The organism is Geodermatophilus sp. SYSU D00779 (genome assembly GCF_054050595.1).
In genome coordinates this window covers 148,431-172,206 of sequence record NZ_JBJGZQ010000009.1, presented here as the reverse complement: position 1 = coordinate 172,206, position 23,776 = coordinate 148,431, and the positions used below count along the sequence as shown (strand labels likewise).

The following is a 23,776-nucleotide window of genomic DNA, read 5'->3' as shown; positions in this document are numbered from 1 at the left end:
TCACCCGGCGCACCCTAGGGCGCTCGGGCCGGGCACGTCAGCCCGTCCTGCGGCACCACCACTCAGGCGGGGCAGGTCAGCCCGTCCTGCGGCACCACCAGGTCGATGAGGTAGGCGTTGACCGCGCCCGTCACGCAGGGGGTCTTCGGGTAGGCGGTGTGCCCCTGCCCCTGCCAGGTGAGCAGGACGCCGGAGGTGAGGTCCTCGGCCATGTCGACCGCGCCGGGCAGCGGGGTCACCGGGTCGCCGGAGTTGCCGACCACCAGGATCGGTGCCGCACCCTCGGCGTCCCGCTCGGGGAGGGGGGTGCGCTCGGCCTCCCACACCGTGCAGTTGTTCAGCCCCACGGCCGAGCCGGCGCCGAACAGCGGGAAGCGCTGGCCCCACTCGGTGGCCAGGGTGCGGATCTCCTCCTCGGACACCGCCGACGCCGGGTCCGTGTCGGCGCAGTTGATCGCCACACTGGCGTCCATCAGGTTGGTGTAGGTGCCGTCCTGCAGCCGCCCCCAGTAGGCGTCGGCCAGCGAGAACACCTGCTGCGAGTCGCCGTTGCGGGCGGCGGCCAGACCCTGCGCCAGCTGCGGCCAGCGACCGGTGTCGTACAGCGCCGAGACGACGGCGGTCATGATCACGCCCGGCGTCGCCTGGCGGGTCTCGCCGGCCAGCGCACTGGGGATGGGTGCCGTCGTCGCCTGGTCCAGCAGCTCCTCCACGAAGCGGCGCGGGTCCGGGCCGAGCGGGCAGCCGGCGACCAGGCCGGTGCAGTTGACCGCGAAGGCGTCGAAGCTGGCCTCCAGCGAGGTCGACTGCTGCTCGGCGTCGGCCCGCGGGTCGTCGTCCGGGTCGACCGCGGCGTCGAGCACCAGCGCCCGCACCCGGTCGGGGAACAGCTCGGCGTAGGTGGAGCCGAGGGTGGTGCCGTACGAGTAGCCGAGGTAGGTCAGCTGCTCGTCGCCGAGCGACTCGCGCAGCAGGTCCATGTCCCGCGCGGTGTCGACGGTGTTGAAGGTGCCCAGCGAGTCGGGGTACTCCTCGGCGCAGCCGTCGGCGATCTCCTGCTGCAGCGCGAAGGCCTCGTCGACCTGCTCCGGCGTGGCCGGCCGCGGCTCGGAGGCCACGATCCGGTCCTTGAGGTCCGGCGGGATGCACTCGACCGGCGTGGACAGCCCGACGCCGCGCGGGTCGAAGCCGACGACGTCGAAGCGGCGCAGCACGTCCTCGGGGAGGGTGAGCGCCGAGCCGATCGCCGCGTCGGCCCCGGAGGCGCCCGGGCCGCCGGGGTTGATGACCAGCGAGCCGATGCGGTCGGCCTGCTGGGTCCAGCGGGCGCGGACCAGGAACAGCGGCAGCGTGGCGCCCTGCGGCTCGTCGTAGCTGATCGGCACCTCGGTGCGGCCGCACTCGAAGGCCAGGTCGCGCTCGCTGCCCGGGGTGCCGGCCACCAGCTCGGAGATCTGGGCGTCGCAGTCGCTCCAGGCGATCTCCGCGGCCTGCGGCTCGGCCGGTGCCGAGGACGCCGAGGCCGACGAGTCCGCCGCGGGGTCCTCGGAGGAGGTGCAGCCGGAGACCGCCACGAGCAGGCCGGAGGCAGCGGCGATGAGACCGCGGGACAGGCGCATGGGTCCCGAGGGTATGAGGCCCGGCCGGGCGGCGCAGACACGCCCCCGACCGGACGACGGGCCCTCAGCCGAGGGTCACGCCACCGTCACGTCGCGGCGCTGCCCTCAGCCGGCGAAGACCTCCGCCAGGTCGTAGCGCACCGGCACCTCCAGCTGGTCGTAGGTGCAGCTGCGCGCCTCCCGGTCGGGGCGCCAGCGCAGGAACTGGCCGGTGTGCCGCAGCCGGCGTCCCTCCAGCTGGTCGTACTTGACCTCCACCACCAGCTCCGGGCGCAGCGGCACCCAGGAGAGGTCCTTGCCGGCGTTCCAGCGGCTCTGCGCGCCGGGCATCCGGTGCTCCTCGCCGTTCGCCCCGTTCACGACCTCCGCGTTCGCCCAGTCCTGCCACGGGTGCCCGTCGAGCGCCTCGGCCCGGTAGGGCGCCAGCTCCTCGACCAGCTCGGCCCGCCGGGCCATCGGGAAGGACGCCGCGACGCCGATGTGCTGCAGGTCGCCGGAGTGGTCGTAGAGCCCCAGCAGCAGCGACCCCACGATCGGCCCGCTCTTGTGCCAGCGGAAGCCGGCGACCACGCAGTCCGCCGTCCGCACGTGCTTGACCTTGGTCATCAGCCGCTGGTCGGGGGCGTAGGGCAGGTCGGGGGCCTTGGCCACGACGCCGTCCAGCCCGGCGCCCTCGAACTGCTCGAACCAGCGCTGCGCGGTCGCGGGGTCCTGGGTGATCGCGGTGACGTGCACGGAGTCGGTGCCGGTGACCGCCTCGCGCAGCCGCGCCTGGCGCTGCGCGAACGGCACCTCGAGCAGCGACTCCTCGCCGATCGCCAGCAGGTCGAAGGCCACGAAGGAAGCCGGCGTCTGCTCGGCGAGCAGCCGGATGCGCGACTCGGCCGGGTGGATGCGCTGCAGCAGCGCCTCGAAGTGCAGCCGGTCGCCGTTGGGGACGACGATCTCGCCGTCGACCACGCAGCGCTCGGGCAGCGCCGCCTTGACCGCCTCGACCACCTCGGGGAAGTAGCGGGTCAGCGGGCGCTCGTTGCGGCTGCCCAGCTCCACCTCGTCGCCGTCCCGGAAGACGATGCACCGGAAGCCGTCCCACTTCGGCTCGTAGAACGTGCCCTCGGCGGTGGGCACCTTGGTGACGGCCTTGGCCAGCATCGGCTTCACCGGCGGCAGCAGGGGCAGGTCCATGCCGGTCAGTCAAGCAGTCACCGCCGGCGGACGGCGGCGTGCGGCGGGTTCAGTAGCTGAAGGTGGTGGCGCCCTCGTCGCCGATCCACTCCCACAGGGGAACCGTGCCGGCGAGCTCGGCGCCCTTGACCAGCCCGGCGGCGTCGAGCTGCTTGGCGTTGAAGCAGATGGGGCAGACGAACAGCCGCCCGCCGGCTGCGGCGTACCGCTCGAACAGGCTGGTCAGCGGGGGGCAGCCCTCGCAGGCGGTCCCGACGGCCACCCCGTCGAGGGCCAGCCGCACGGCCTCCTTGGCCAGGAACACCGCGGTCGGACGGCCGGACTCGGCCGCCCCCACGGCCATGAGCATCGCGACGGTGACCGTCTCCGCGTCCTCGAGTCCGGTCTTCAGGCTGACCACTGCCTTGCCCATGGCTCCTCCTCCGCTCGGTCGGCGGGGCGGACGCTAGGGGCGGCCGGGTGCCCGGCGCAGGAGTCGGAGGTCCCGCGGCAGCGACCGATGGCGTTCCGGGTGGGGACACACGTCCGCCTCGGGTCCCGCACCGGCCCGACGTCCGCCGCGACCCCGTCGGGCTCGTCGGCTGCCCCGCGGTCCCCGGGCGCAGCGGGCCGGTGACGGCTACCGTGCGGGCCCATGGAGGTCGCGGAGTACCGCCCCGACATGACCTACCGCGCCCGCACCGTCTCCCTGGACGGCGACGAGCCGCCGCTGCGGGAGGTGGTGGTGCGCTTCGCGGACGGGTTGCTGCTCGTGGAGGAGCGGGGCGCGGTGCGCGCCTTCCCGCTGTCCCGGGTACGCGAGGTGGCCGGGCTGGAGCCGGTCGAGAAGGTGGACACCGACCAGATCACCGTGCCCGTCCGCGTCCGGTAGGTCAGCGCACCGCGTACCGGGTGAGCAGCACGTCGTCCGCCTCGAGCGGGTTCGCGGCCGAGTAGACTAAGTCACGTGACCACATCCGTCGGCGTGCACGAGGCCAAGACGCACCTGTCGCGGCTGCTCGAGAAGGTCGCCGCGGGTGAGGAGGTCGAGATCACCAACCGCGGCCGGGTGGTCGCCCGGCTGGTCGGGCCGGCGCGGCGGACGCCGAACTTCGGCTTCGACCGCGGCAGGGTGTGGATCGCCGATGACTTCGACGAGCTGCCCGAGGACCTGCAGCGGGCGTTCGAGGGCGAGCAGTGAGGGTCCTCCTCGACACGCACGTCCTCGTCTGGGCGGCGACGACACCAGAGCGGCTGGGATCCGACCTGGCAGTGATCGAGGACGCCGACCGCCGGATCGTCTCGGCCGTCTGCGTCTGGGAGCTCGCGGTCAAGCAGCACATCGGGAAGCTGACGCTCGGGTCGGACGTCCGGACGTGGGCGCGGCGCGCCACGGTCGAGCTGGTGCTCGACCACCTGCCGGTCACCGCCGACCACGCCGCCGCGGTGGAGCAGCTGCCCGACGTCCACCGCGACCCGTTCGACCGGCTCCTCGTCGCCCAGGCCGTCGCCGAGGGAGCCGTGCTGCTCACCGCCGACGAGCGGCTCACGGCGTACGGCGACGCCGTCCGGCTGGTGGGCTGACCGTGCCCCGCACGAGGACGGACGCCCCGGCGGCGTGGGCGCTGGCCGCGCTCATGGTGGTCAGCGGGGTCACCCACTTCACGACCCCCGGCTACTACCGGGGCCTGGTGCCGTCGTGGCTGCCGGCGCGGTCCGCGCTGGTCGCGGTCAGCGGGCTGGCCGATGTCGCCGTCGGCGTCCTCGTCGCGGCGCCGGCGACCCGCCGGACCGGCGGGTGGGCGACCGCCGCGCTCATCACGACCTACCTGCCCGCGCACCTCGAGCCGCTGCGCCACCGGCACACCGCACAGCGGGCGTTCGACCGGCCGGTCGGCGTCGCGGCGCGGGTGCTCGTCAACCTGGGCTACGTCGCCTGGGCCGCGGCGGTCGCCCGGCGGGCTACCGGTCGACCGCGTACCGGGTGAACAGCACGCCGTCCTCCTCGAGCACCTGCACCAGCCGGGGGCGGACGACGTCGCTCAGCGCGCCGGCCAGCAGCCGGTCCGGGCTGCCGACCAGCGCCGGGGTGATCGACAGGTCCAGCTCGTCGACCACCCCGGCCGCCAGCGCCGCGGACAGCAGCGCCGGCCCGCCCTCGCACAGCACCTGCTCCAGGCCCCGCTCGGTGAGCGCGTCGAGCGCGGTGGGCAGGTGGACGTCGTCCTCCCCGCAGACCAGCACGGCCACGCCGGCTTCGGCCAGGGCCGCCCGCCGGCCGGCGTCGGCGGCCGCGCAGGTGACGAGCAACGTCGACGGGACGGCGAGCCGGTCGCCGGGGGCCAGCGACGCCCGTCGGGAGACGACCGCGATCGGCGCTGACTCCGGCCGGCCGAGCGACGTCCGCAGCCGGCCGACCTGCGCGTCGGCGTCCACCGGGCGGTAGCCCTCGGCCGCCGCCGTCCCGTGCCCGACCAGGACGACGTCGGCGAGCACCCGCAGGGTGCGGAACACCCGCTTGTCGCCGGGGGAGCCGAGGCCGCCGCTGCGGCCCTGCACCGTGACCGAGCCGTCCAGCGAGGCGACGAAGTCCACCCGCAGCGACCGCCCGGCCGGCAGCCGGTACGCCTCGACCAGCGCGTCGTCGTCCAGGTCGGGCGCCGGATCGGGCAGCAGCCGGCGCACGTCAGGCGGTGGTCAGCACGGCCGCGCTCTCCGCCGGCATCGTCACCGTGGTCCCGGCGAGGCCCGGCTCGTCCCCGGTGGCGAGGAGGACGCCGGTGGCCGCGCGGTCGAGGTCCACCTCCCGCGCGTCGCCGGACAGGTTGGCCACCACGCGCAGCGCGCCGCGGTGCACGACCAGCCAGCGGTCCTCGTCGTCCCAGGCGACCTCCACCCGCGACAGGTCGGGGTCGACCAGGTCGGGGTGCTGCCTGCGCAGCGCCAGCAGCGCCCGGGTGGTCGCCAGCAGCCGGGCGTGCGGCTCCCGCTCCACCTCCGACCAGTCCAGCTTGGAGCGGGTGAAGGTCTCCGGGTCCTGCGGGTCGGGCACCTCGTCGGCGTCCCACCCGTGCTCGGCGAACTCGCCCTTGCGCCCCTCGGCCGTCGCCCGGCCGATCTCCGGGTCGGTGTGGCTGGTGAAGAACTGCCACGGCGTCGAGGCGCCCCACTCCTCGCCCATGAAGAGCATCGGGGTGAACGGGCTGGTGAGCACCAGCGTCGCGCCGACGGCGAGCAGGCCGGGGGAGAGCGACGCCGAGACGCGGTCGCCCACCGCGCGGTTGCCGATCTGGTCGTGGTCCTGCAGGTACCCGAGGAACTTCCAGCCCGGCAGCAGGGCGGTGTCGACCGGCCGGCCGTGGTGCCGGCGGCGGAAGCTGGACCAGGTGCCGTCGTGGAAGTACGCGCCGGTCAGCGTCTTGGCCAGCCCGGAGAGGCCGGCCGCGGCGAAGTCGCCGTAGTAGCCCTGGCCCTCACCGGTGAGCACCGAGTGCAGCGCGTGGTGGAAGTCGTCGCTCCACTGGGCGTGGATGCCCGTGCCGTTGGCCACCCGGGGGGTGACCATCCGCGGGTCGTTGAGGTCGCTCTCGGCGATGAGCGTCAGCGGCCGGCCGAGCGCCACCGACAGCCGGTCGACCTCCTGCGCCATCTCCTCGAGCACGTGGGTGGCGCGCTCGTCGACCAGCGCGTGCACGGCGTCCAGCCGCAGCCCGTCGACGTGCATGTCGCGCAGCCACATCAGCGCGTTGTCGAGGATGTAGCGCCGCACCTCGTCGGAGTCAGGGCCGGAGAGGTTGACCGAGCTGCCCCAGGTGTTCGCGCCGCCCTCGCTGAAGATCGGCATGAACAGCGGCAGGTAGTTCCCGGACGGGCCGAGGTGGTTGTAGACGACGTCCTGGAGGACGCCGAGGCCGCGCCGGTGGCAGGCGTCGACGAAGCGCTGGTAGGCCGCGGGGCCGCCGTAGCTCTCCTGCACCGTGTACCAGAGGACGCCGTCGTAGCCCCAGTTGTGCGTGCCGTCGAAGCCGTTGACCGGCAGCAGCTCGACGAAGTCGACGCCGAGGTCGACGAGGTGGTCGAGCTTCCCGACGGCGGCGTCGAGGGTGCCCTCGGGCGTGAAGGTGCCGACGTGCATCTCGTAGACCACGCCCCCGGCCAGCGGGCGGCCGGTCCAGGCGCGGTCACCCCACTGGTAGGAGGCCGGGTCGTGGCGGCGGGACAGCCCGTGCACGCCCTCCGGCTGGCGGCGCGAGCGCGGGTCCGGCCGGGGCGTGTCGTCGTCGCCGAGCAGGAAGCCGTAGTCGGCCTCCGGGCCGGCCTCGACCTCGGCGCGCCACCAGCCGCCCTCCTCCCGGCGCATCTCGTGCACCGACCCCTCGACCTGCAGCCGGACCCGCTCCGGGACCGGCGCCCAGACGGCGAACTCGACGGCAGCGGACATGCAGGGGCCTCCAGGGGGAGATCGGGGTCGTCATGCGGACGGTCCGGGGGGTCATGCCCGCGCGGGCGGTCGCCAACCACGCGTTCCCGGCGTGCCGTGCGCCACGGGGCATCCGGACCGTCGTGGTGTCCTTACCGTGCGCACCAACCCGTGCCGGAGGGCACCACCCCGCCCCCGAGGGGCTCGCCGCGGTGGCGCTGTCGGTCGTGCTGGTGCGCATCCTGCCGCTGGAGCGGTTGCTCAACAGCGGCGTCCCGCTGGCCGACACCCCGGGCTCCCCGGTGGCCGCGGCCGTCGAGGGGCTGGTCGCGGCGACCGCGGTGGGCGCCCCGGCCGGGCTGCTGCCCGCGGTGATCGCCGTCCGGGCGCGGGTCATCGACGCCATCCGCTTCTGGAGGAGGACCCCGTCCTCCTCACCGCTCGCGAGCTCCGCGCGGGGCCCTGCAGCGGGGCCGTTCCAGGTCGTCACCGGCACCCGGCGGCCGGGGGAGGACGTCCCCCGGCCGCCGGTCCGCCTCACGGCAGCTGCAGCACCTGGCCGACCGCGATGCGGTCCGGGCTGCTCAGCTGGTCGTCGTTGGCGGCGTACAGCGCCTGCCAGCCACCCGCGACGCCCTGCTCCGACGCGATGCGGCCGAGCGTGTCACCGGCCTGCACCGTGTAGGTCCCGCCGGCGGCCGCCGGCGCGGGGGCGGACACCAGGGCCGGCGCGGCCGGAGCCGCGCCCGCCTCGGGGGCGGAGGGGTCGAGCGCCTTGCCGCAGGTCGGCCAGGCACCCGGGCCCTGCGCGTCGAGCGTGCGCTCGGCGACGGCGATCTGCTGCGCCTTGGTGGCCAGGTGGGCGTTGGGCGCGTACTCGTGGCCACCGAAGGCGGCCCAGGTGCTCGCGCTGAACTGCAGGCCGCCGTAGTAGCCGTTGCCGGTGTTGATGGCCCAGTTGCCGCTGGACTCACACTGGGCGACGGCGTCCCAGTCGTTGGGGGCCGCTGCCGAGGCCGGGGCGGCGAGGACGCCGAGGGAGACGGCGGCGGCGCCACCGAGCACCACGGCGCCGCGGCGCAGGGCGCGTGCGGGCATGCGGGAAGAGGACGAACGCATGGGGGACTCCCGATCCGCCGCCTGCGAGGTGAGCTGTCGGGTTCGGAGCGATCGGTGCCCCGGCCGTGCGCACACGGCTTCACCCCGAGGTGCCCGGCCGGACCGGCCGGACACCGAGATGGGTCCCCCACCCCCGTCCTGGCTGTGCAGGAGGTACGGCGGCCGACGGACGGGGTTCGGCGGATCGGCTCCGGCACCCGGTCCCGGATGGGGGGTGCCGGGACAAGGTAACGGTCAGGTCACGGCGCTTCACCTCGTGCCGCAGGAGCAACGGCGGTGACACGGCCGGCCGTCGGGACCGGGACCGGGCAGATCACCTGGTCACGTCCCCGCGGGCGCACGTGCACCCGCGGGGACGTGAACTGCGTCTCAGTCCACCGGTCCTGGCCCGGACCCGGCGCCCCCCTGCAGGGTCCCGCCGCGAGCCTGCGAGCGGTGGGGGCAGGGGGGCCTTCCTCAGTCGCGGACCAGCAGCGCGACCGGCAGCCGCTCGAGCAGCCCCGCCACCGGCAGCCCCTCGGCGTCGGAGACGAACCGGCCGCCGGTGAGCAGGTCCCGCCAGGCGCCGGTCGGCAGCTGGAGCGCGGTGTCGCCCCAGCCGACGATCGACAGGCCCACGGGCAGCCGGGTCGCCACGGGCACCACACCGCCCCGGTCGAAGGCGACCACGTGGTCGGCGGCGACCCCGGTCGCCGCCACCGGCTCGTACCCGGCGAACCACTCGGGGTGCTCCCGCCGCGCCCGCATCACGCGGGAGACGACGAGCAGCTTCGCCGCGCCGGTCTCGTCGACCGGGGGGACCTCACCGGCGTCCAGCTGCGCCAGCAGCCGGCGGCGCTGCTCGTAGTCGACCGGACGGCGGTTGTCCGGGTCGACCAGGGAGAGGTCCCACAGCTCGGTGCCCTGGTAGACGTCGGGGACGCCGGGCATCGTCAGCTGCAGCAGCTTCTGCGCCAGCGAGTTGGACCGGCCGAACGGCGCGATGCGGGCGGCGAACCGCTCGATCTCGGCGTTCGTCCGCTCGTCGTCGTAGGCCGCGTCGACCATCTCGTGCAGCGCCGTCTCGAACTCCTCGTCGACGTCGGTCCACGTCGTCGACGTCCCCGCCTCGCGGGCCGCCTTCTCCGCGTAGCCGTGCGCCCGCTCGCGGGACAGCGGCCAGGCGCCCACCAGGTTCTGCCACACCAGGTGGGCCAGCGGCCGGTCGGGCAGCGGGTGCCGGGTCAGCAGCCCGCGGACCAGGTCGGCCCACTCGGCCCCCAGCTCGGCGAGCACGGCCAGCCGGGCGCGGGTGTCCTCGCTGCGCTTGGTGTCGTGGGTCGACAGCGTGGTCATCGACCGCGGCTTGCGCTCCACGCGGCGCTGCTGCGCCTCGTGGAACTCCTGCACCGTGCTGCCGAACCGCGCCGGGTCGCCGCCGACCTCGTTGAGCACCACGAACCGGGCCCACCGGTAGTAGGCGCTGTCCTCGACCCCCTTGGCCATGACCGGACCGCTGGTCTGCTCGAAGCGGGTCGCCGCCTCGGTCCCGGCCTGGGAGAGCACCGGGTGCAGCGCATCGAGCGCGGCGCCGAGGTCGGGACGGCGCTCCCGCACGGCGACCACGGTGGCGTCGAGGTGCTCGCGGCCGTCGGGCAGGTAGGTGCGGTAGACCGGGAAGCTGGCCAGCAGCTCGGCCAGCGCCTCGGTCTGCTGCTCGCGGGAGATGCCGGGCAGCTCGCCGATGACCCGCACCAGCCGGGCCACCTCCGAGCCGAGGATCCCGTCGGTGACCTCGCGCTTGCAGTCGTGCACCAGGTGCGCGTAGTCGACCGGGGCGCCGGTGAGCTCGGTGTCCAGCGCGCTGAGCACCGTCTCGCCGGCCGGGTCGACCAGCACGTCGTCGACCTCGGCGAGGGCGTCGTAGCCCGTCGTCCCGGCGGTCCGCCACGACTCCGGCAGGTCCTCCCCGGGCTCGAGGATCTTCTCCACCACGGTCCACCGGCCGCCGGTGGCCTCGGCCAGCCGGTCGAGGTAGCCCTTGGGGTCGGCCAGGCCGTCGGGGTGGTCGATGCGCAGCCCGTCGACCGCGCCGGCCCCCACCAGCCGCAGCACCAGGTCGTGCGTGGCCTGGAAGACCGCCGGGTCCTCCGCGCGCAGCCCGGCGAGGGTGTTGATCGCGAAGAACCGGCGGTAGTTGAGGTCCCGGTCGGCGCGCCGCCAGTCGACCAGCTCGTAGTGCTGCCGGTCGTGCACCTCCTGCGGGGTGCCCTCGCCGGTGCCCGGGGCGATGGGGAACCGGTTGTCGTAGTACCGCAGCTCCCCGTCGACGACCTCGAGCTTCTCGACGTCGTCCGCCGACCCGAGCACCGGGATGCGCACCCGGCCGCCGCCGAAGTCCCAGTCGATGTCGAACGCCGCGGCGTGCGCGCTCTCCCGGCCGTGCTGCAGCACGTCCCACCACCACGGCGCCTCCGCCGGGTCGGCGACGCCCATGTGGTTGGGCACCAGGTCGAGCACCAGGCCCAGCCCCTGCTCGTGCAGCGCCGCGACCAGCCGGTCGAAGCCGGCCTGCCCGCCGCGCGACTCGTCGATGTGCGCGTGGTCGACGGTGTCGTAGCCGTGCGTGCTGCCCGACGCCGACCGCAGCAGCGGTGAGGCGTAGGCGTGACTCACGCCCAGGTCGGCGAGGTAGCCGGCCAGGGACGCGGCGTCGTCCAGCGTGAACTCGGCGGTGACCTGCAGCCGGTAGGTCCCGGTGGGGACGTCCCGGCGGCGGGCGGCGCTGTCCAGCGGCTCGGACACGCTCACGACCGCCGGGGCGCGCTGAGCACGACCATCGAGCGGTCCTGCACCGTCACCGTCTCGCCGGGCTTGAGCTCCCGCGCCTCGACCTCGCCCATCTCCGCGGTGTCGAGGACGACGGTCCACGCGGCCACGGCGTACTCCTCCGCCGGCAGGGTGAACTCGATCGGCTCGTGGTGGGCGTTGAACGCCAGGTAGAAGTGGTCGTCGACCACGTACTCCCCGCGCTCGTCGGTCTCCCGGATGCCGTGCCCGTTGAGGTACATGGCGATCGTCTTGGCGTAGCCGGCGTCCCAGTCGTCCTCGGTCATCAGGTCGCCGGACGGGGTCAGCCAGGCGACGTCCTGCACCGGGTCACCCTCGCCCCGGCGCACCGGGCGGCCGTGGAAGAACCGGCGGCGGCGGAACGTCGGGTGGTCGCGGCGGACCTTGGTGACCAGCTTGGTGAACTCCAGCAGCCCCTCGTCCACCTCGTCCCAGTGGATCCAGGTCAGCGGCGAGTCCTGGCAGTAGCCGTTGTTGTTGCCCTGCTGGGTGCGGCCCAGCTCGTCGCCGTGCAGCAGCATCGGGACGCCCTGGCTGAGCATCAGCGTGGCCAGGAAGTTGCGCCGCTGCCGGGCACGCAGGTTCAGGACCTTCTTGTCGACGGTCGGGCCCTCGACGCCGCAGTTCCAGCTGCGGTTGTGGCTCTCGCCGTCGTTGTTGCCCTCGCCGTTGGCCTCGTTGTGCTTCTCGTTGTAGGAGACCAGGTCGTTGAGCGTGAACCCGTCGTGCGCGGTGACGAAGTTGATGCTCGCCACCGGGCGCCGGCCGGAGTGCTGGTAGAGGTCGGCCGAGCCGGTGAGCCGGCTGGCGAACTCGCCGATGGTGGAGGGCTCGCCGCGCCAGAAGTCGCGGACGGTGTCGCGGTACTTGCCGTTCCACTCGGTCCACAGGGCCGGGAAGTTGCCGACCTGGTAGCCGCCCTCGCCGACGTCCCACGGCTCGGCGATGAGCTTCACCTGGCTGACCACCGGGTCCTGGTGCACCAGGTCGAAGAAGGCCGACAGCCGGTCGACGGCGTGCAGCTCGCGGGCCAGCGTGGAGGCCAGGTCGAAGCGGAAGCCGTCGACGTGCATCTCGGTGACCCAGTACCGCAGCGAGTCCATGATCAGCTGCAGCGCCTGCGGGGTTCGGGCGTTGAGCGAGTTCCCGGTGCCCGTGTAGTCCATGTAGTACTGCGGGTCGTCCTCGACCAGCCGGTAGTAGGCCCGGTTGTCGATGCCCTTGAACGACAGCGTGGGGCCGAGGTGGTTGCCCTCGGCGGTGTGGTTGTAGACCACGTCGAGGATGACCTCGATGCCCGCCTCGTGCAGGGTGCGGACCATCCCCTTGAACTCCTGCACCTGCATGCCGTTGTCGGTGTTGCTCGCGTACTCGCTGTGCGGCGAGAAGAACCCGATCGTGTTGTAGCCCCAGTAGTTGCGCAGGCCCTTCTGCTGGAGCGTGTCGTCCTGCACGAACTGGTGCACCGGCATGAGCTCGATGGCGGTCACGCCGAGCTCCTGCAGGTAGGAGATGACGGCCGGGTGCGCGATGCCGGCGTAGGTGCCGCGCAGCTCCTCCGGGACGTCGGGGTGGGTCATCGTCAGGCCCTTGACGTGGGCCTCGTAGATGACCGTCTTGTGGTAGGGCGTCCTCGGCGGACGGTCGACGCCCCAGTCGAAGTACGGGTTGACGACGACGGACTTCGGCATGTGCGCCGCGGAGTCCTCGTCGTTGCGCTCACCGCTGTCGAAGTCGTAGCCGAAGACCGACGGGTCCCAGTCGATCTGGCCGTCGATCGCCTTCGCATAGGGGTCGAGCAGCAGCTTGTTGGGGTTGCAGCGCAGGCCCTGGGACGGGTCGTAGGGGCCGTGCACGCGGTAGCCGTAGCGCTGCCCGGGCTGGATGCCGGGCAGGAAGGCGTGCCAGACGTAGCCGTCCATCTCGGGGAGCCGGATGCGCTCCTCGTTGCCGTCGTCGTCGAAGAGGCACAGCTCGACCTTCTCGGCGACCTCACTGAAGATCGCGAAGTTGGTGCCGGTGCCGTCGTAGGTCGCGCCGAGGGGGTAGGCGGTTCCAGGCCACACCTGGTTCATGGACGAGGTCCTCCTGTGCTGGCGCCCCCGGACGCCGGGGGCCGGTGGCCTCCCCGTCGCGTGGCGTCGTCGGGGAGGTCGGTGCGCGTGGTCTGCCGGACCGTCCTGCCCGGGCGCACCGCCGTCCAACCCTCCCCGAGGTCACGGCGCGGAGACATCGCTCACGGCCTCCGGGGGGAGGGCCGTGGCGGGGACGACGACGCCCCCCGCGGAGGTCTCCGTGGGGGGCGTCGTGCGCAGGTCCGGCCGGGGCAGCGACGCCGGGTCCGACCTCGTCCTGGGCGCAGGGCCCCGGGTGGCACTGGTCCTCGGCGGTGACCGCTCCTGCGACCGGGGACGCTAGGCGGCGACCCCAGCACGTGCAAGCACCGCATGCCAGTCCCGTCGTCCCACTCGCCCCTCCCGTCCGCCCACGGCGCACGGACGACGTCCTGTCACTGGGGGGTCGTACCGTCGATCCCGTGCGCGCGACCACCGACATCCGGCCCACCCGCGGGCGTTTCCGCGTCGTCAGCGAGTTCCAGCCCTCGGGCGACCAGCCGGCCGCGATCGCGGCGCTCGCCGAGCGCGTGCAGCGGGGCGAGCAGGACACCGTCCTGCTCGGCGCGACCGGTACCGGCAAGTCGGCGACGACGGCCTGGCTGATCGAGCAGGTGCAGCGCCCGACGCTGGTCATGGCGCCGAACAAGACCCTGGCCGCGCAGCTGGCCAACGAGTTCCGCGAGCTGCTGCCCGACGCCGCCGTCGAGTACTTCGTGTCCTACTACGACTACTACCAGCCCGAGGCCTACGTCCCGCAGACCGACACCTACATCGAGAAGGACTCCTCGATCAACGAGGAGGTCGAGCGCCTGCGGCACTCCGCCACCAACAGCCTGCTCACCCGGCGTGACGTCGTCGTCGTCTCCACCGTCTCCTGCATCTACGGCCTGGGGACCCCGGAGGAGTACGTCGACCGGGCGCTGAAGATCAAGGTGGGGGAGGAGCGCGACCGCGACGACCTGCTGCGCACCCTGGTGACCGAGCAGTACACCCGCAACGACCTGTCGTTCACCCGCGGCACCTTCCGGGTGCGCGGCGACACGATCGAGGTCTTCCCGGTCTACGAAGAGCTGGCCTGCCGGATCGAGATGTTCGGCGACGAGGTCGAGCGGCTGTACTACCTGCACCCGCTCACCGGTGAGGTCGTGCGCGAGGTCGACGAGCTGTTCGTCTTCCCGGCCACCCACTACGTCGCCGGACCGGAGCGCATGGAGCGGGCGATCGCCTCCATCGAGGCCGAGCTCGAGCAGCGGCTGGCCGAGCTCGAGCGGCAGGGCAAGCTGCTGGAGGCCCAGCGGCTGCGCATGCGCACCACCTACGACATCGAGATGATGCGCCAGGTCGGCTTCTGCTCCGGCATCGAGAACTACTCGCGGCACATCGACGGCCGCGCGCCCGGCAGCGCCGGCGCCTGTCTGCTCGACTACTTCCCCGACGACTTCCTGCTCGTCATCGACGAGTCACACGTGACGGTGCCGCAGATCGGCGGCATGTACGAGGGCGACATGAGCCGCAAGCGGACGCTGGTCGAGCACGGCTTCCGGCTGCCGTCGGCGATGGACAACCGCCCGCTGAAGTGGGAGGAGTTCACCGACCGGATCGGCCAGACCGTCTACCTCTCCGCGACCCCGGGCGACTACGAGCTCGGCCGGGTGCAGGGCGAGGTCGTCGAGCAGGTCATCCGGCCGACCGGCCTGGTCGACCCCGAGGTCGTGGTCAAGCCGACCAAGGGCCAGATCGACGACCTGGTGCACGAGATCCGGGTGCGCACCGAGAAGGACGAGCGGGTGCTGGTCACCACGCTCACCAAGAAGATGGCCGAGGACCTCACCGACTACCTGCTCGAGCTGGGCATCAAGGTGCGGTACCTGCACTCCGAGGTCGACACGCTGCGCCGGGTCGAGCTGCTGCGCGAGCTCCGCCAGGGCGAGTACGACGTCCTCGTCGGCATCAACCTGCTGCGCGAGGGCCTCGACCTGCCCGAGGTCTCCCTCGTGGCGATCCTCGACGCCGACAAGGAGGGCTTCCTCCGGTCGAACCGGTCCCTGATCCAGACCATCGGCCGCGCGGCCCGCAACGTCTCCGGCCAGGTGCACATGTACGCCGACACGATCACGCCCTCCATGGCGCAGGCGATCGAGGAGACCAACCGGCGGCGCGAGAAGCAGATCGCGTACAACACCGAGCGCGGCATCGACCCGCAGCCGCTGCGCAAGAAGATCGTCGACATCCTCGACGGCATCTACCGCGCCGCGGAGGATGCCGAGAACGTCGAGCTGGTCGGCGGCTCGGGCCGGCAGCAGTCCCGCGGCAAGGCGCCGGTGCCGGGGCTGTCGTCGAAGAAGGCGGGCAAGGCCGGCGGCATCGACGTCCAGGGCCTGCCGCGGGCCGAGCTGGCCGACCTCATCACGCAGATGAACGACCAGATGCTGGCCGCCGCCCGCGAGCTGCAGTTCGAGGTGGCCGCCCGGCTGCGCGACGAGCTGACCGAGCTGAAGAAGGAGCTGCGCCAGCTCGACGCCGCGCACGCCTGAGAGGACCCGTCCTCCCCAGCCCTCGCGAGCTCGGGGCGGAACCCGGGACGGGGCCGCGGCGAGCCTCTGGCGGCGCCCCCGGACGGGGCCGCCGTCGCGGGCTGGATGGTGCTCGAGGGCCGGTGGCCCACGTCACGCCCGGATGTGTTCATCCTCATCCGGGGAACACCGCGCATCCCGGTAGTGTCATCGGGGAAGTAACCGCTCGACGGCGGCCCCGCAGCGTGGGTCGGCGTCGGCGGTCCGTGGAGGGGAGTATCCCCGCGCGGCGGTGTCGTCAGTACGGGGTCCCCATGGACCCCCGGCACCGCTGGCCACCTCAGCAGTGAGGGGGCGGGAGAGACCTCTGGTCCGACACCGCGGCGCCTCGTGCGCCGCCGAGTCACCGGAGGTATCTGCCTTGGACGTGCCCTTCTGGGTGTGGGCCCTGACGATCGCCGCGATCGTCGGGATGCTGTTGTTCGACTTCGTCGGTCACGTGCGCACCCCGCACGCACCGACACTGCGCGAGTCGGCGATCTGGTCGGCGGTCTACGTCGGCATCGCCGTGGTCTTCGGTCTGCTGGTCCTCTGGTTCTCCGGGGGCCAGTACGCCGGTGAGTACTTCGCCGGGTACATCACCGAGAAGAGCCTCTCGGTCGACAACCTCTTCGTGTTCGTCCTGATCATGGCCAGCTTCGCGGTCCCGCGGGAGCTGCAGCAGAAGGTGCTGCTGTTCGGCATCGCCTTCGCCCTGGTCCTGCGGACGGTGTTCATCTTCGTCGGCGCTGCCGCCATCGCGCAGTTCAGCTGGATCTTCTACGTCTTCGGCGGGTTCCTCATCTGGACCGCGTGGGCGCAGGCACGCAGCGGCGGCCACTCGCACGACGAGGAGTTCAAGGAGAACGCCGCGCTGCGGCTGGCCCGCAAGGTCTTCCCGACCACCGACGAGTACCACTCCGACAAGATGGTCACCAAGCTCGACGGCCGTCGGCACATCACCCCGCTGGCCATCGCCCTGGTCGCCATCGCCAGCGCGGACATCCTCTTCGCCGTCGACTCGATCCCGGCGATCTTCGGGCTGACCCAGGAGACGTACCTCGTCTTCACCGCGAACGCCTTCGCGCTGCTGGGCCTGCGGCAGTTGTTCTTCCTCATCGACGGCCTGCTCGACCGGCTGGTCTACCTGTCCTACGGGCTGGCCGTGATCCTCGGCTTCATCGGCGTGAAGCTGCTCATCCACGCGCTGCACGAGAACGAGCTGCCGTTCATCAACGGCGGTGAGCACGTCACGGTGATCCCCGAGGTGCCCACCTGGCTGTCGCTGACGGTCATCCTGGTCACGCTCCTCGTGACGACGGTGGCGAGCCTGGCGAAGAACCGGCGTGACGCGGCCCGCGGCCTCGGGTCGCCCACCGGCGCCGGTGACGCGGCGGCCGGGCACGAGGGCCTGGTGGCGCAGGGGCCCGGCGACCGCGACCCGCACGCGCGTCGCCCCGACGAGGCCCCGCCCTCGCCGCACGACGCGCCGGTGACCGACGCCCCCGAGCACGCCTCCAGCGGCTCCACGCGCCACCGCGGCTGACCGCCTCCCCACCACTCCACCGGGCCCGTCCTCTCCCGAGGGCGGGCCCGGTGCCGTCGGCCGGCGGACCGACCGCGACCCACGGTGCAAGGGAGATCACCCGGGACGTCGCGTCGAGGGAGGACGAGGGGGCGGGTACGGTGGGCGCGGCTTCAGAAGGCCGCAGCCACTGACGACTGCGCCGGTCCGGGGCCGTTCGATGGAGGGGAGTATCCCCCCGCGGCAGTGTCGTCATCACGAGGTCCCATGGCCTCCGGTGCTGCCGATCGCCGGCCCCCGGGCCGGCGGTGGGAGAGACCTCCGGTGCTGACACCTGCCTGTCCCCGGAGGAAATGGCCGTATGGAACTCCCCGTCTGGTTCGAGGTCGCCACGTTCGTGGGCCTCACGGTCCTGCTGCTGGCCGACCTCGCCATCGTCGCGCGTCGGCCCCACGAGCCCTCCGTGAAGGAGGCGAGCATCTGGGTGGGCTTCTACGTGACGCTGGCCCTGCTGTTCGGGCTGTTGCTGCTGAGCTTCACCAACGGCACGTACGCGACGGAGTTCTACGCCGGCTGGCTCACCGAGTACTCGCTGTCGGTCGACAACCTGTTCGTCTTCGTGATCATCATGGCCCGCTTCCGGGTGCCCCGGCACCTGCAGCAGGAGGCCCTGATGGTCGGCATCATCATCGCCCTGGTCCTGCGCGGCATCTTCATCCTGCTCGGCGCCGCGGTGATCGAGCGGTTCATCTGGGTCTTCTACATCTTCGGCGCCTTCCTCGTGTACACCGCGATCAACCTGGTCCGGCACCGCGGCGAGGACGAGGACTACGAGGAGAACGCCTTCATCCGGCGGATGCGCAAGGTCCTGCCGATGACTCAGGACTTCCAGGGCGCCAAGATCCGCGTCACCGAGAACGGCAAGAAGCTCTGGACGCCGATGGTGATCGTCTTCCTCGCCCTGGGGACGACGGACCTGCTCTTCGCGCTCGACAGCATCCCGGCGATCTTCGGCCTGACCCGCGAGCCGTTCATCGTCTTCACCGCGAACGTCTTCGCGCTGATGGGCCTGCGGCAGCTGTACTTCCTGCTCGGCGGGCTGCTCAAGCGGCTGGTCTACCTGTCGCTGGGCCTGGCGGTCATCCTCGCCTTCATCGGGGTCAAGCTGATCCTCGAGGCCCTGCACGAGAACAACCTGCCGTTCATCAACGGCGGCGAGCACGTCGAGGCGGTCCCGACCATCCCGATCTGGCTGTCGCTGAGCGTCATCCTCGGCGTCCTGCTGGTCGCCACCGTCGCCAGCCTGCTCAAGACCCGCGGTCAGCTGCCGGACGAGGACCAGGGCCCGGGAGCCCCGGACGTCGCACCGGAGACCGCCGAGTCCGTGGCCACGGGCGGGCCGGCCGCGGCGGCGAAGGCCGAGTCGCGGCTCACCGTGGAGCCCGAGGAGGAGACCCGCCACCGCTGAGCCGCCGCGCGGGGGAGGCACGACGACCGTGCGCCCTGACGACCTCGCGCTGCTGCGCACGCCCGGTGTCCCCACGGTCTCCCCGGACGGGCGCATGGCCGTCGTCGCCGTCACCCGGCCCGACCCGGGGGACGACGCCGAGCGCAGCCGGCTGTGGGCCGTGCCCACCGACGGGTCGGCGCCGGCCCGCCCGCTGACGCCCGGTCCGCGGGACACCGACCCGGTCTTCTCCCCGGACGGCCGCTGGTTGGCCTACCGGGGCGCCGACCCGGGCGGCCCGCCGCAGCTGCACCTGCTGCCCACGGCCGGCGGCGCACCCCGCCGGCTGACCGACGCCCCGCTGGGGACCGGCCGGCCGGTCTGGTCCCCGGACTCCCGCCGGCTGGCCTGGACCGCCCGGGTGCCGCAGGTCGACCGCTCCGGCGCGGACCGGGCCGCGCAGCCGCCGTGGCTGGTCACCACGCTGCGCTGGCAGGCCGACGGCGCCGGGGTCGTGACCGACCGGCACAGCCACGTCTTCGTCCTCGACCTGCCCCCGGCCGGGGAGGACGACGGGACGCCGCCGCGGCCCCGCCAGGTCACCGACGGCAGCGTCGACGACACCGACGTCACCTGGAGCCCGGACGGGGCGGAGCTGGCGTTCGTCTCCGCCCGGCACGCGCGCGCCGACCGGGACCTGGTGCGCGACGTGTACGCCGTCCCGGCCGCGGGCGGGACGCTGCGCCGGGTCACCGACGGCCGGGCGGAGTGCGCGCGGCCCGCCTACGACCCCTCCGGCGACTGGATCTGGCTGACCGCCCGGCTCGAGCTGGGCCGCGACGGGCTGGACGTCGTGGGTCGCGGCGCCACCCTGTGCCGGGTGCGGGCCACCGGCGGCGCGCTCGAGCCGGTGCTGGCGCCGGCCGCCACCGACCGGGGCGACGCGACGCCGGCGACCGTGCTGGCCGGGGGAGCGGCCCACCTCGGCGTGCGCTCGCGCGGCGCCGTCGAGCTGCTCCGCGTGCCGCTGGACGGCGGGTCGCCGGAGGCGCTGGTCGACGGGCCGTTCACCGTGCACGGGCTGGCCGCGGCCGGCGGGGTCGTCGTCGCCACGGTCGGGCACGACCGCTCCGCGGGTGAGCTGGTCGCCGTCACGCCCGGCCGGCGGCGGCTGCTCACCGGCTTCGGCCGGGCGCTCGGCGCGACCGGGCGGCTGCACCGCTCGGAGGAGCGCACCGCGACCGCACCGGACGGCACCGAGGTGCACGGGTGGGTGACCGTGCCCGGCGGACCGGGGCCGCACCCGGTGCTGCTGTACCTGTCGGACCCGCTGCGCCGCCCCGGGGGCTGGTCGCTGTCGGTGGACTCCCAGGTGCTGGTGTCGGCCGGCTACGCCGTCGTCCGCTGCGCCCCGCGGGGCTCGTCCGGGTACGGGCAGGCGCACGCCGGGGCGGTGCGCGGCGCCGGTGGCACGGTGGACGCCGACGACGTCACCGCGTTCCTCGACGCCGTGCTCGCCGACCCGGCGTTCGACCCCGAGCGGGTCGGCGTCATGGGCACCGGCTACGGCGGCTGGCTGGCGACCGTGCTCACCGGCCGGACGACGCGGTTCGCCGCGGCCGTCGTCGACGGGGCGCTCACCGACCCGGCCGGGCTGATCGGCACCTCGGACGTGGGCTGGTGGTTCGTCGACCAGTACCTCGGCGTCGACCCGCCGGTCCCGTCGGCCGGGACCACCACGCCCACCCTGGTGGTGCACGGGGAGGACGACCGGCGCTTCCCGCGCGAGCAGGGGGTGCGGCGCTACGTCGAGCTCAAGCGCCGCGGCGTCCCGGCGGAGCTGCTGCTCTTCCCCGGGGAGGGCTCGGACCTCGGCCGGACCGGGCGGCCCCGGCACCGGCTGGCCCGGCTCGAGCACCTGCTGCGCTGGTGGGCACGCTGGCTGCCGGTCACCCCTGACGAGGACCTCCCGGGCGCGGTCGTGGACGGCGCACCGCTGCCGGGCGACCGCCACGACGGCCGGGAGCCGCTGACCGTGCGGGCCACCCGGCTGGACTGAGCGGACGGTCGCCGGCCGCGTCCTCCTCCCGCACCCCGGGACCGCGCGCGGAGGAGCGGAGCAGAAGTGCACCAGCCGTCCCGCGTGGGTGCCCGGACCGGCGGACGACGGCTCGCCGTTGCCGTCGGTGTCCGCGCGTCCCTAGGGTGCGGCATGGACGTCGTCGAGGTCACGCCCACGTTCGAGCAGTACGCCTACACCTTCGGTGGTGTCGCACCCCTGATGCGGATCAGGCCGGGGACGGCGCTGCGGGTGTGGTCCGAGGACGCGTTCAACGGCGCGCTCCGCTCGACCAAGGACCTCTCGAGCGACAAGGTCGACCTGCGCTTCATCAACCCGCAGACCGGCCCCTTCCACGTCGAGGGCGCCGAACCGGGGGACACGCTGGCCCTGCACTTCGTCGCGATGGAACCGGCACGGGACTGGGGCGCCTCGGCCGCCATCCCGTTCTTCGGCGGGCTGACCAGCACCGCGGTGACCGCGACCCTGCAGGAGGCGCTGCCGGACACCACCTGGATCTACGAGCTCGACCGCGCGGCCAACACGGTGACCTTCGCCGCCCGGCACACCGACCTGGAGATCGCCCTCCCGGTGGAGCCGATGCTGGGCACGGTCGGCGTCGCCCCGATGGGCGGTGAGGTGCGCAGCTCGCTGGTCCCCGAGCGCTTCGGCGGCAACATGGACACCCCGCAGATGCGGCCCGGCACCACCTGCTTCCTCGGGGTCAACGTCGAGGGCGCGCTGTTCTCGATCGGCGACGGGCACTACCGGCAGGGCGAGGGCGAGGCCTGCGGCACCGCGGTCGAGGGCGCGATGACCACCACGCTCATCGTCGAGCTCATCAAGGGCGACGCGCCGGCCTGGCCCCGCCTGGAGGACGACACCCACTGGATGACCGTCGGCTCCAGCCGCCCGCTCGAGGACGCCTGGCGGATCGGTCAGGTCGAGCTGGTGCGCTGGTTCCGCGACCTCTACGGGTTGGACCCGATGGACGCCTACCAGCTGCTCTCGCAGATCAGCGAGGTGCCCATCGCCAACGTGGTCGACGCGAACTACAGCACCGTGGTGAAGGCCCGGAAGTCGCTGCTGCCCCGGGCCACCGCGTACGGCGGGCTGCACGACGACCTCCGCCGCCGCGCGGCCACCCTGCTCTGACACCCCCGGAGGTACCGTGGACCTGCAGCTCACCGGCTCCCGCGTGCTCGTCACCGGCGGCACCCGCGGCATCGGCCGCGCCATCGTCGAGACCTTCGTCGACGAGGGCGCCGTCGTGGAGTTCTGCGCCCGCGACGCCGCCGAGATCGAGGCGACGGAGAAGGGGATCGCCGAGCGCGGGGGCCGGGCGACCGGCGCGCGGGTCGACGTCCGCGACGGGCCGGCGCTGACCGGCTGGGTCGAGGCCGCCGCCGGCCGGCTCGGCGGGCTGGACGCCGTCGTGGCCAACGTCAGCGCGCTGGCGATCCCGGACACCGAGGAGAACTGGTACACGAGCTTCGAGGTCGACCTCATGCACACGGTGCGGCTGGCGAAGGCGGCCATCCCGCACCTGGAGCGCAGCGGGCAGGGCTCGATCGTCGCCGTCTCCAGCGTCTCCGGGCGCGAGTCCGACGCCGTCTCGGGGCCGTACGGGACGATGAAGACCGCGATCGTCGGCTACGTCTCGGGCCTGGCGATGCAGCTGGCGGGACGGGGTGTGCGCGCCAACGTCGTCTCGCCGGGCAACACCTACTTCCCGGACGGCTTCTGGCAGGGCGTCGAGCGCGGCGACCCCGAGCTGTTCGCGACGGCGCTCGGCCTCAACCCCACCGGTCGCATGGGGACGGCGGAGGAGATGGCCCGCGCCGTGGTCTTCCTGTCCAGCCCGGTGTCGAGCTTCACGACCGGCACCAACCTCGTGGTGGACGGCGCCCTCACCCGTGGCATCCAGCTCTGAGAGGGTGCGGCATGGCGCTCATCTACCCCGTGCAGGCCGACTCCCCGGAGCCCGAGGACGGCACCGAGCCCGAGTTCGCCGAGCTGGCCGCCGACCTCTCCGACACCTGGCTGGTCGAGGTCGCCCTCAGCGACGACGGGGACGACGCGTGCTTCGGCCCGCTCACGGCCCGCGCCGCCTGGGACCTCGCGATCGGCATCGACGAGCGCCGTCCCGGGTGGACGGTGTCCGTCGTCCCCCTGCACGTGGCCGGCACCCCCGACGAGCTGGTGGCGCTCTTCGAGGAGTGACCGCGGCTCACCAGCCGCGGGCGCGCCACTCCGCGAGGTGCGGGCGCTCGGCGCCCAGCGTCGTGTCCTTCCCGTGCCCGGGGTAGACCCAGGTCTCGTCGGGCAGCGTGCCGAACAGCCGCTCCTCGACGTCGTCGACGAGGCTGGTGAAGTCCTCCGGCGACCAGGTCTTGCCCACCCCGCCGGGGAAGAGGCTGTCGCCGGTGAACAGGTGCGTGCCGGCGCCCTCCGGCCCGCGCCAGAGCAGCGCGATGCTGCCCGGCGTGTGCCCGCGCAGGTGGATGACCTCGAGGGTCTGCCCGCCGACCCGGACCGTGTCGCCGTGCACCACCGGCCGCTGCACGGGGACGGGCAGCTCGTCGGCGTCGGCCGGGTGGGCGACGGTGACCGCGCCGGTCGCCTCGACCACCTCGGGCAGCGCGCGGTGGTGGTCCCAGTGCCCGTGCGTGGTGACGACGGTGTGCACGTCGGCGTCGCCGATGAGGGCGCGCAGCGCCTCGGGCTCGGCCGCGGCGTCGATGAGCACGGCCTCACCGGTGTCCGGGTCGCGCAGCAGGTACGCGTTGTTGGCCATCTCGCTGACCGCCAGCTTGCTGATCGTCAGCCCCGGCAGCTCCCGGACGTCGGCCGGCCCGCCCACCTCGACGTCCCCGGTGTACCCCATCCCCAGCCTCCCGTGCGGAGAGTGTCGGCGGCCGCGGT

20 protein-coding genes and 1 riboswitch are annotated in these 23,776 nt (G+C 73.5%); of the genes, 11 read left to right on the top strand and 9 right to left on the bottom strand.

Annotated elements, in window-relative coordinates; translation table 11 throughout:
* Positions 1-62: 62 nt before the first annotated feature.
* The 3 genes from ACI79G_RS09650 to ACI79G_RS09640 all read right to left on the bottom strand — a co-directional run bounded on the left by ACI79G_RS09650 (position 63) and on the right by ACI79G_RS09640 (position 3,216).
* Positions 63-1,619: an alpha/beta hydrolase gene (locus ACI79G_RS09650; protein WP_456880911.1), complete on the bottom strand. Its 1,557-nt coding sequence runs from the start codon at positions 1,617-1,619 to the stop codon at positions 63-65.
* Positions 1,620-1,724: 105 nt separating this feature from the next.
* Positions 1,725-2,804, bottom strand: a complete 1,080-nt coding sequence (locus ACI79G_RS09645) for an ATP-dependent DNA ligase (protein ID WP_456880910.1) — start codon at positions 2,802-2,804, stop codon at positions 1,725-1,727.
* A 49-nt stretch (positions 2,805-2,853) separates the two neighbouring features.
* Positions 2,854-3,216 carry a peroxiredoxin gene (locus ACI79G_RS09640; protein ID WP_456880909.1) on the bottom strand — a complete coding sequence of 121 codons (363 nt, stop codon included), beginning with the start codon at positions 3,214-3,216 and terminating at the stop codon, positions 2,854-2,856.
* 222 nt (positions 3,217-3,438) lie between these two features.
* Between ACI79G_RS09640 and ACI79G_RS09635 the strand changes: the two genes are divergently transcribed.
* From ACI79G_RS09635 to ACI79G_RS09620, 4 genes are all read left to right on the top strand, one after another.
* Entirely contained in the window at positions 3,439-3,675 is a 237-nt protein-coding gene (locus ACI79G_RS09635) for a hypothetical protein (protein WP_456880908.1), read from the top strand.
* Between the two features lie 75 nt (positions 3,676-3,750).
* A complete protein-coding gene (locus ACI79G_RS09630) occupies positions 3,751-3,984 on the top strand; it encodes a type II toxin-antitoxin system Phd/YefM family antitoxin (RefSeq protein ID WP_456880907.1) in 234 nt (77 codons plus the stop codon).
* Entirely contained in the window at positions 3,981-4,367 is a 387-nt protein-coding gene (locus ACI79G_RS09625) for a type II toxin-antitoxin system VapC family toxin (protein WP_456880906.1), read from the top strand. Before ACI79G_RS09630 ends, ACI79G_RS09625 begins: the two co-directional genes overlap by 4 nt.
* Positions 4,368-4,369: 2 nt before the next feature.
* Positions 4,370-4,771: a DoxX family protein gene (locus ACI79G_RS09620; RefSeq protein ID WP_456880905.1), complete on the top strand. Its 402-nt coding sequence runs from the start codon at positions 4,370-4,372 to the stop codon at positions 4,769-4,771.
* Here ACI79G_RS09620 and ACI79G_RS09615 read toward each other — a convergent pair.
* The 5 genes from ACI79G_RS09615 to glgX form a co-directional block, all read right to left on the bottom strand.
* Positions 4,746-5,468 carry a dihydrofolate reductase family protein gene (locus tag ACI79G_RS09615; RefSeq protein WP_456880904.1) on the bottom strand — a complete coding sequence of 241 codons (723 nt, stop codon included), beginning with the start codon at positions 5,466-5,468 and terminating at the stop codon, positions 4,746-4,748. The two genes, ACI79G_RS09620 and ACI79G_RS09615, sit on opposite strands and share 26 nt — an antisense overlap.
* Position 5,469: 1 nt before the next feature.
* Positions 5,470-7,224 (bottom strand): malto-oligosyltrehalose trehalohydrolase, encoded by a 1,755-nt coding sequence (gene treZ / locus ACI79G_RS09610; protein ID WP_456880903.1) that lies wholly within the window; start codon positions 7,222-7,224, stop codon positions 5,470-5,472.
* 516 nt (positions 7,225-7,740) lie between these two features.
* The gene (locus ACI79G_RS09605; protein WP_456880902.1) at positions 7,741-8,301 is read right to left on the bottom strand and encodes a transglycosylase family protein; all 561 of its coding nucleotides are present in this window, start codon (positions 8,299-8,301) and stop codon (positions 7,741-7,743) included.
* A 24-nt stretch (positions 8,302-8,325) separates the two neighbouring features.
* Positions 8,326-8,493: riboswitch (cyclic di-AMP (ydaO/yuaA leader) on the bottom strand.
* 285 nt (positions 8,494-8,778) lie between these two features.
* Complete coding sequence (gene treY, locus ACI79G_RS09600; RefSeq protein WP_456880901.1) at positions 8,779-11,106, bottom strand: malto-oligosyltrehalose synthase; 2,328 nt, start codon at positions 11,104-11,106, stop codon at positions 8,779-8,781.
* A 2-nt stretch (positions 11,107-11,108) separates the two neighbouring features.
* Positions 11,109-13,226: a glycogen debranching protein GlgX gene (gene glgX / locus ACI79G_RS09595; RefSeq protein WP_456880900.1), complete on the bottom strand. Its 2,118-nt coding sequence runs from the start codon at positions 13,224-13,226 to the stop codon at positions 11,109-11,111.
* Positions 13,227-13,687: 461 nt separating this feature from the next.
* Between glgX and uvrB the strand changes: the two genes are divergently transcribed.
* The 7 genes from uvrB to ACI79G_RS09560 all read left to right on the top strand — a co-directional run bounded on the left by uvrB (position 13,688) and on the right by ACI79G_RS09560 (position 23,074).
* Positions 13,688-15,802 carry an excinuclease ABC subunit UvrB gene (gene uvrB / locus ACI79G_RS09590; protein ID WP_456880899.1) on the top strand — a complete coding sequence of 705 codons (2,115 nt, stop codon included), beginning with the start codon at positions 13,688-13,690 and terminating at the stop codon, positions 15,800-15,802.
* 406 nt (positions 15,803-16,208) lie between these two features.
* Positions 16,209-17,366 carry a TerC family protein gene (locus ACI79G_RS09585; protein ID WP_456880918.1) on the top strand — a complete coding sequence of 386 codons (1,158 nt, stop codon included), beginning with the start codon at positions 16,209-16,211 and terminating at the stop codon, positions 17,364-17,366.
* A 340-nt stretch (positions 17,367-17,706) separates the two neighbouring features.
* Positions 17,707-18,813 (top strand): TerC family protein, encoded by a 1,107-nt coding sequence (locus ACI79G_RS09580; protein WP_456880898.1) that lies wholly within the window; start codon positions 17,707-17,709, stop codon positions 18,811-18,813.
* Positions 18,814-18,841: 28 nt separating this feature from the next.
* Positions 18,842-20,851 (top strand): S9 family peptidase, encoded by a 2,010-nt coding sequence (locus ACI79G_RS09575; RefSeq protein WP_456880897.1) that lies wholly within the window; start codon positions 18,842-18,844, stop codon positions 20,849-20,851.
* Between the two features lie 153 nt (positions 20,852-21,004).
* Complete coding sequence (locus ACI79G_RS09570) at positions 21,005-22,006, top strand: acetamidase/formamidase family protein (protein WP_456880896.1); 1,002 nt, start codon at positions 21,005-21,007, stop codon at positions 22,004-22,006.
* A 16-nt stretch (positions 22,007-22,022) separates the two neighbouring features.
* The gene (locus ACI79G_RS09565) at positions 22,023-22,784 is read left to right on the top strand and encodes an SDR family NAD(P)-dependent oxidoreductase (RefSeq protein ID WP_456880895.1); all 762 of its coding nucleotides are present in this window, start codon (positions 22,023-22,025) and stop codon (positions 22,782-22,784) included.
* An 11-nt stretch (positions 22,785-22,795) separates the two neighbouring features.
* Entirely contained in the window at positions 22,796-23,074 is a 279-nt protein-coding gene (locus ACI79G_RS09560; protein ID WP_456880894.1) for a hypothetical protein, read from the top strand.
* 7 nt (positions 23,075-23,081) lie between these two features.
* Here ACI79G_RS09560 and ACI79G_RS09555 read toward each other — a convergent pair whose 3' ends face one another.
* Positions 23,082-23,738 carry an MBL fold metallo-hydrolase gene (locus ACI79G_RS09555; protein ID WP_456880893.1) on the bottom strand — a complete coding sequence of 219 codons (657 nt, stop codon included), beginning with the start codon at positions 23,736-23,738 and terminating at the stop codon, positions 23,082-23,084.
* Positions 23,739-23,776: the final 38 nt, after the last annotated feature.

Excerpts from the sequence above, each read along its gene's own strand:
- treZ (WP_456880903.1), bottom strand. The coding sequence starts at position 7,224 with ATGTCCGCTGCCGTCGAGTTCGCCGTCTGGGCGCCGGTCCCGGAGCGG.
- ACI79G_RS09650 (WP_456880911.1), bottom strand. The coding sequence starts at position 1,619 with ATGCGCCTGTCCCGCGGTCTCATCGCCGCTGCCTCCGGCCTGCTCGTG.
- ACI79G_RS09570 (WP_456880896.1), top strand. The coding sequence starts at position 21,005 with ATGGACGTCGTCGAGGTCACGCCCACGTTCGAGCAGTACGCCTACACC.
- ACI79G_RS09605 (WP_456880902.1), bottom strand. The coding sequence starts at position 8,301 with ATGCCCGCACGCGCCCTGCGCCGCGGCGCCGTGGTGCTCGGTGGCGCC.
- glgX (WP_456880900.1), bottom strand. The coding sequence starts at position 13,226 with ATGAACCAGGTGTGGCCTGGAACCGCCTACCCCCTCGGCGCGACCTAC.
- ACI79G_RS09635 (WP_456880908.1), top strand. The coding sequence starts at position 3,439 with ATGGAGGTCGCGGAGTACCGCCCCGACATGACCTACCGCGCCCGCACC.
- ACI79G_RS09555 (WP_456880893.1), bottom strand. The coding sequence starts at position 23,738 with ATGGGGTACACCGGGGACGTCGAGGTGGGCGGGCCGGCCGACGTCCGG.
- ACI79G_RS09580 (WP_456880898.1), top strand. The coding sequence starts at position 17,707 with ATGGAACTCCCCGTCTGGTTCGAGGTCGCCACGTTCGTGGGCCTCACG.
- ACI79G_RS09640 (WP_456880909.1), bottom strand. The coding sequence starts at position 3,216 with ATGGGCAAGGCAGTGGTCAGCCTGAAGACCGGACTCGAGGACGCGGAG.
- ACI79G_RS09560 (WP_456880894.1), top strand. The coding sequence starts at position 22,796 with ATGGCGCTCATCTACCCCGTGCAGGCCGACTCCCCGGAGCCCGAGGAC.
- ACI79G_RS09645 (WP_456880910.1), bottom strand. The coding sequence starts at position 2,804 with ATGGACCTGCCCCTGCTGCCGCCGGTGAAGCCGATGCTGGCCAAGGCC.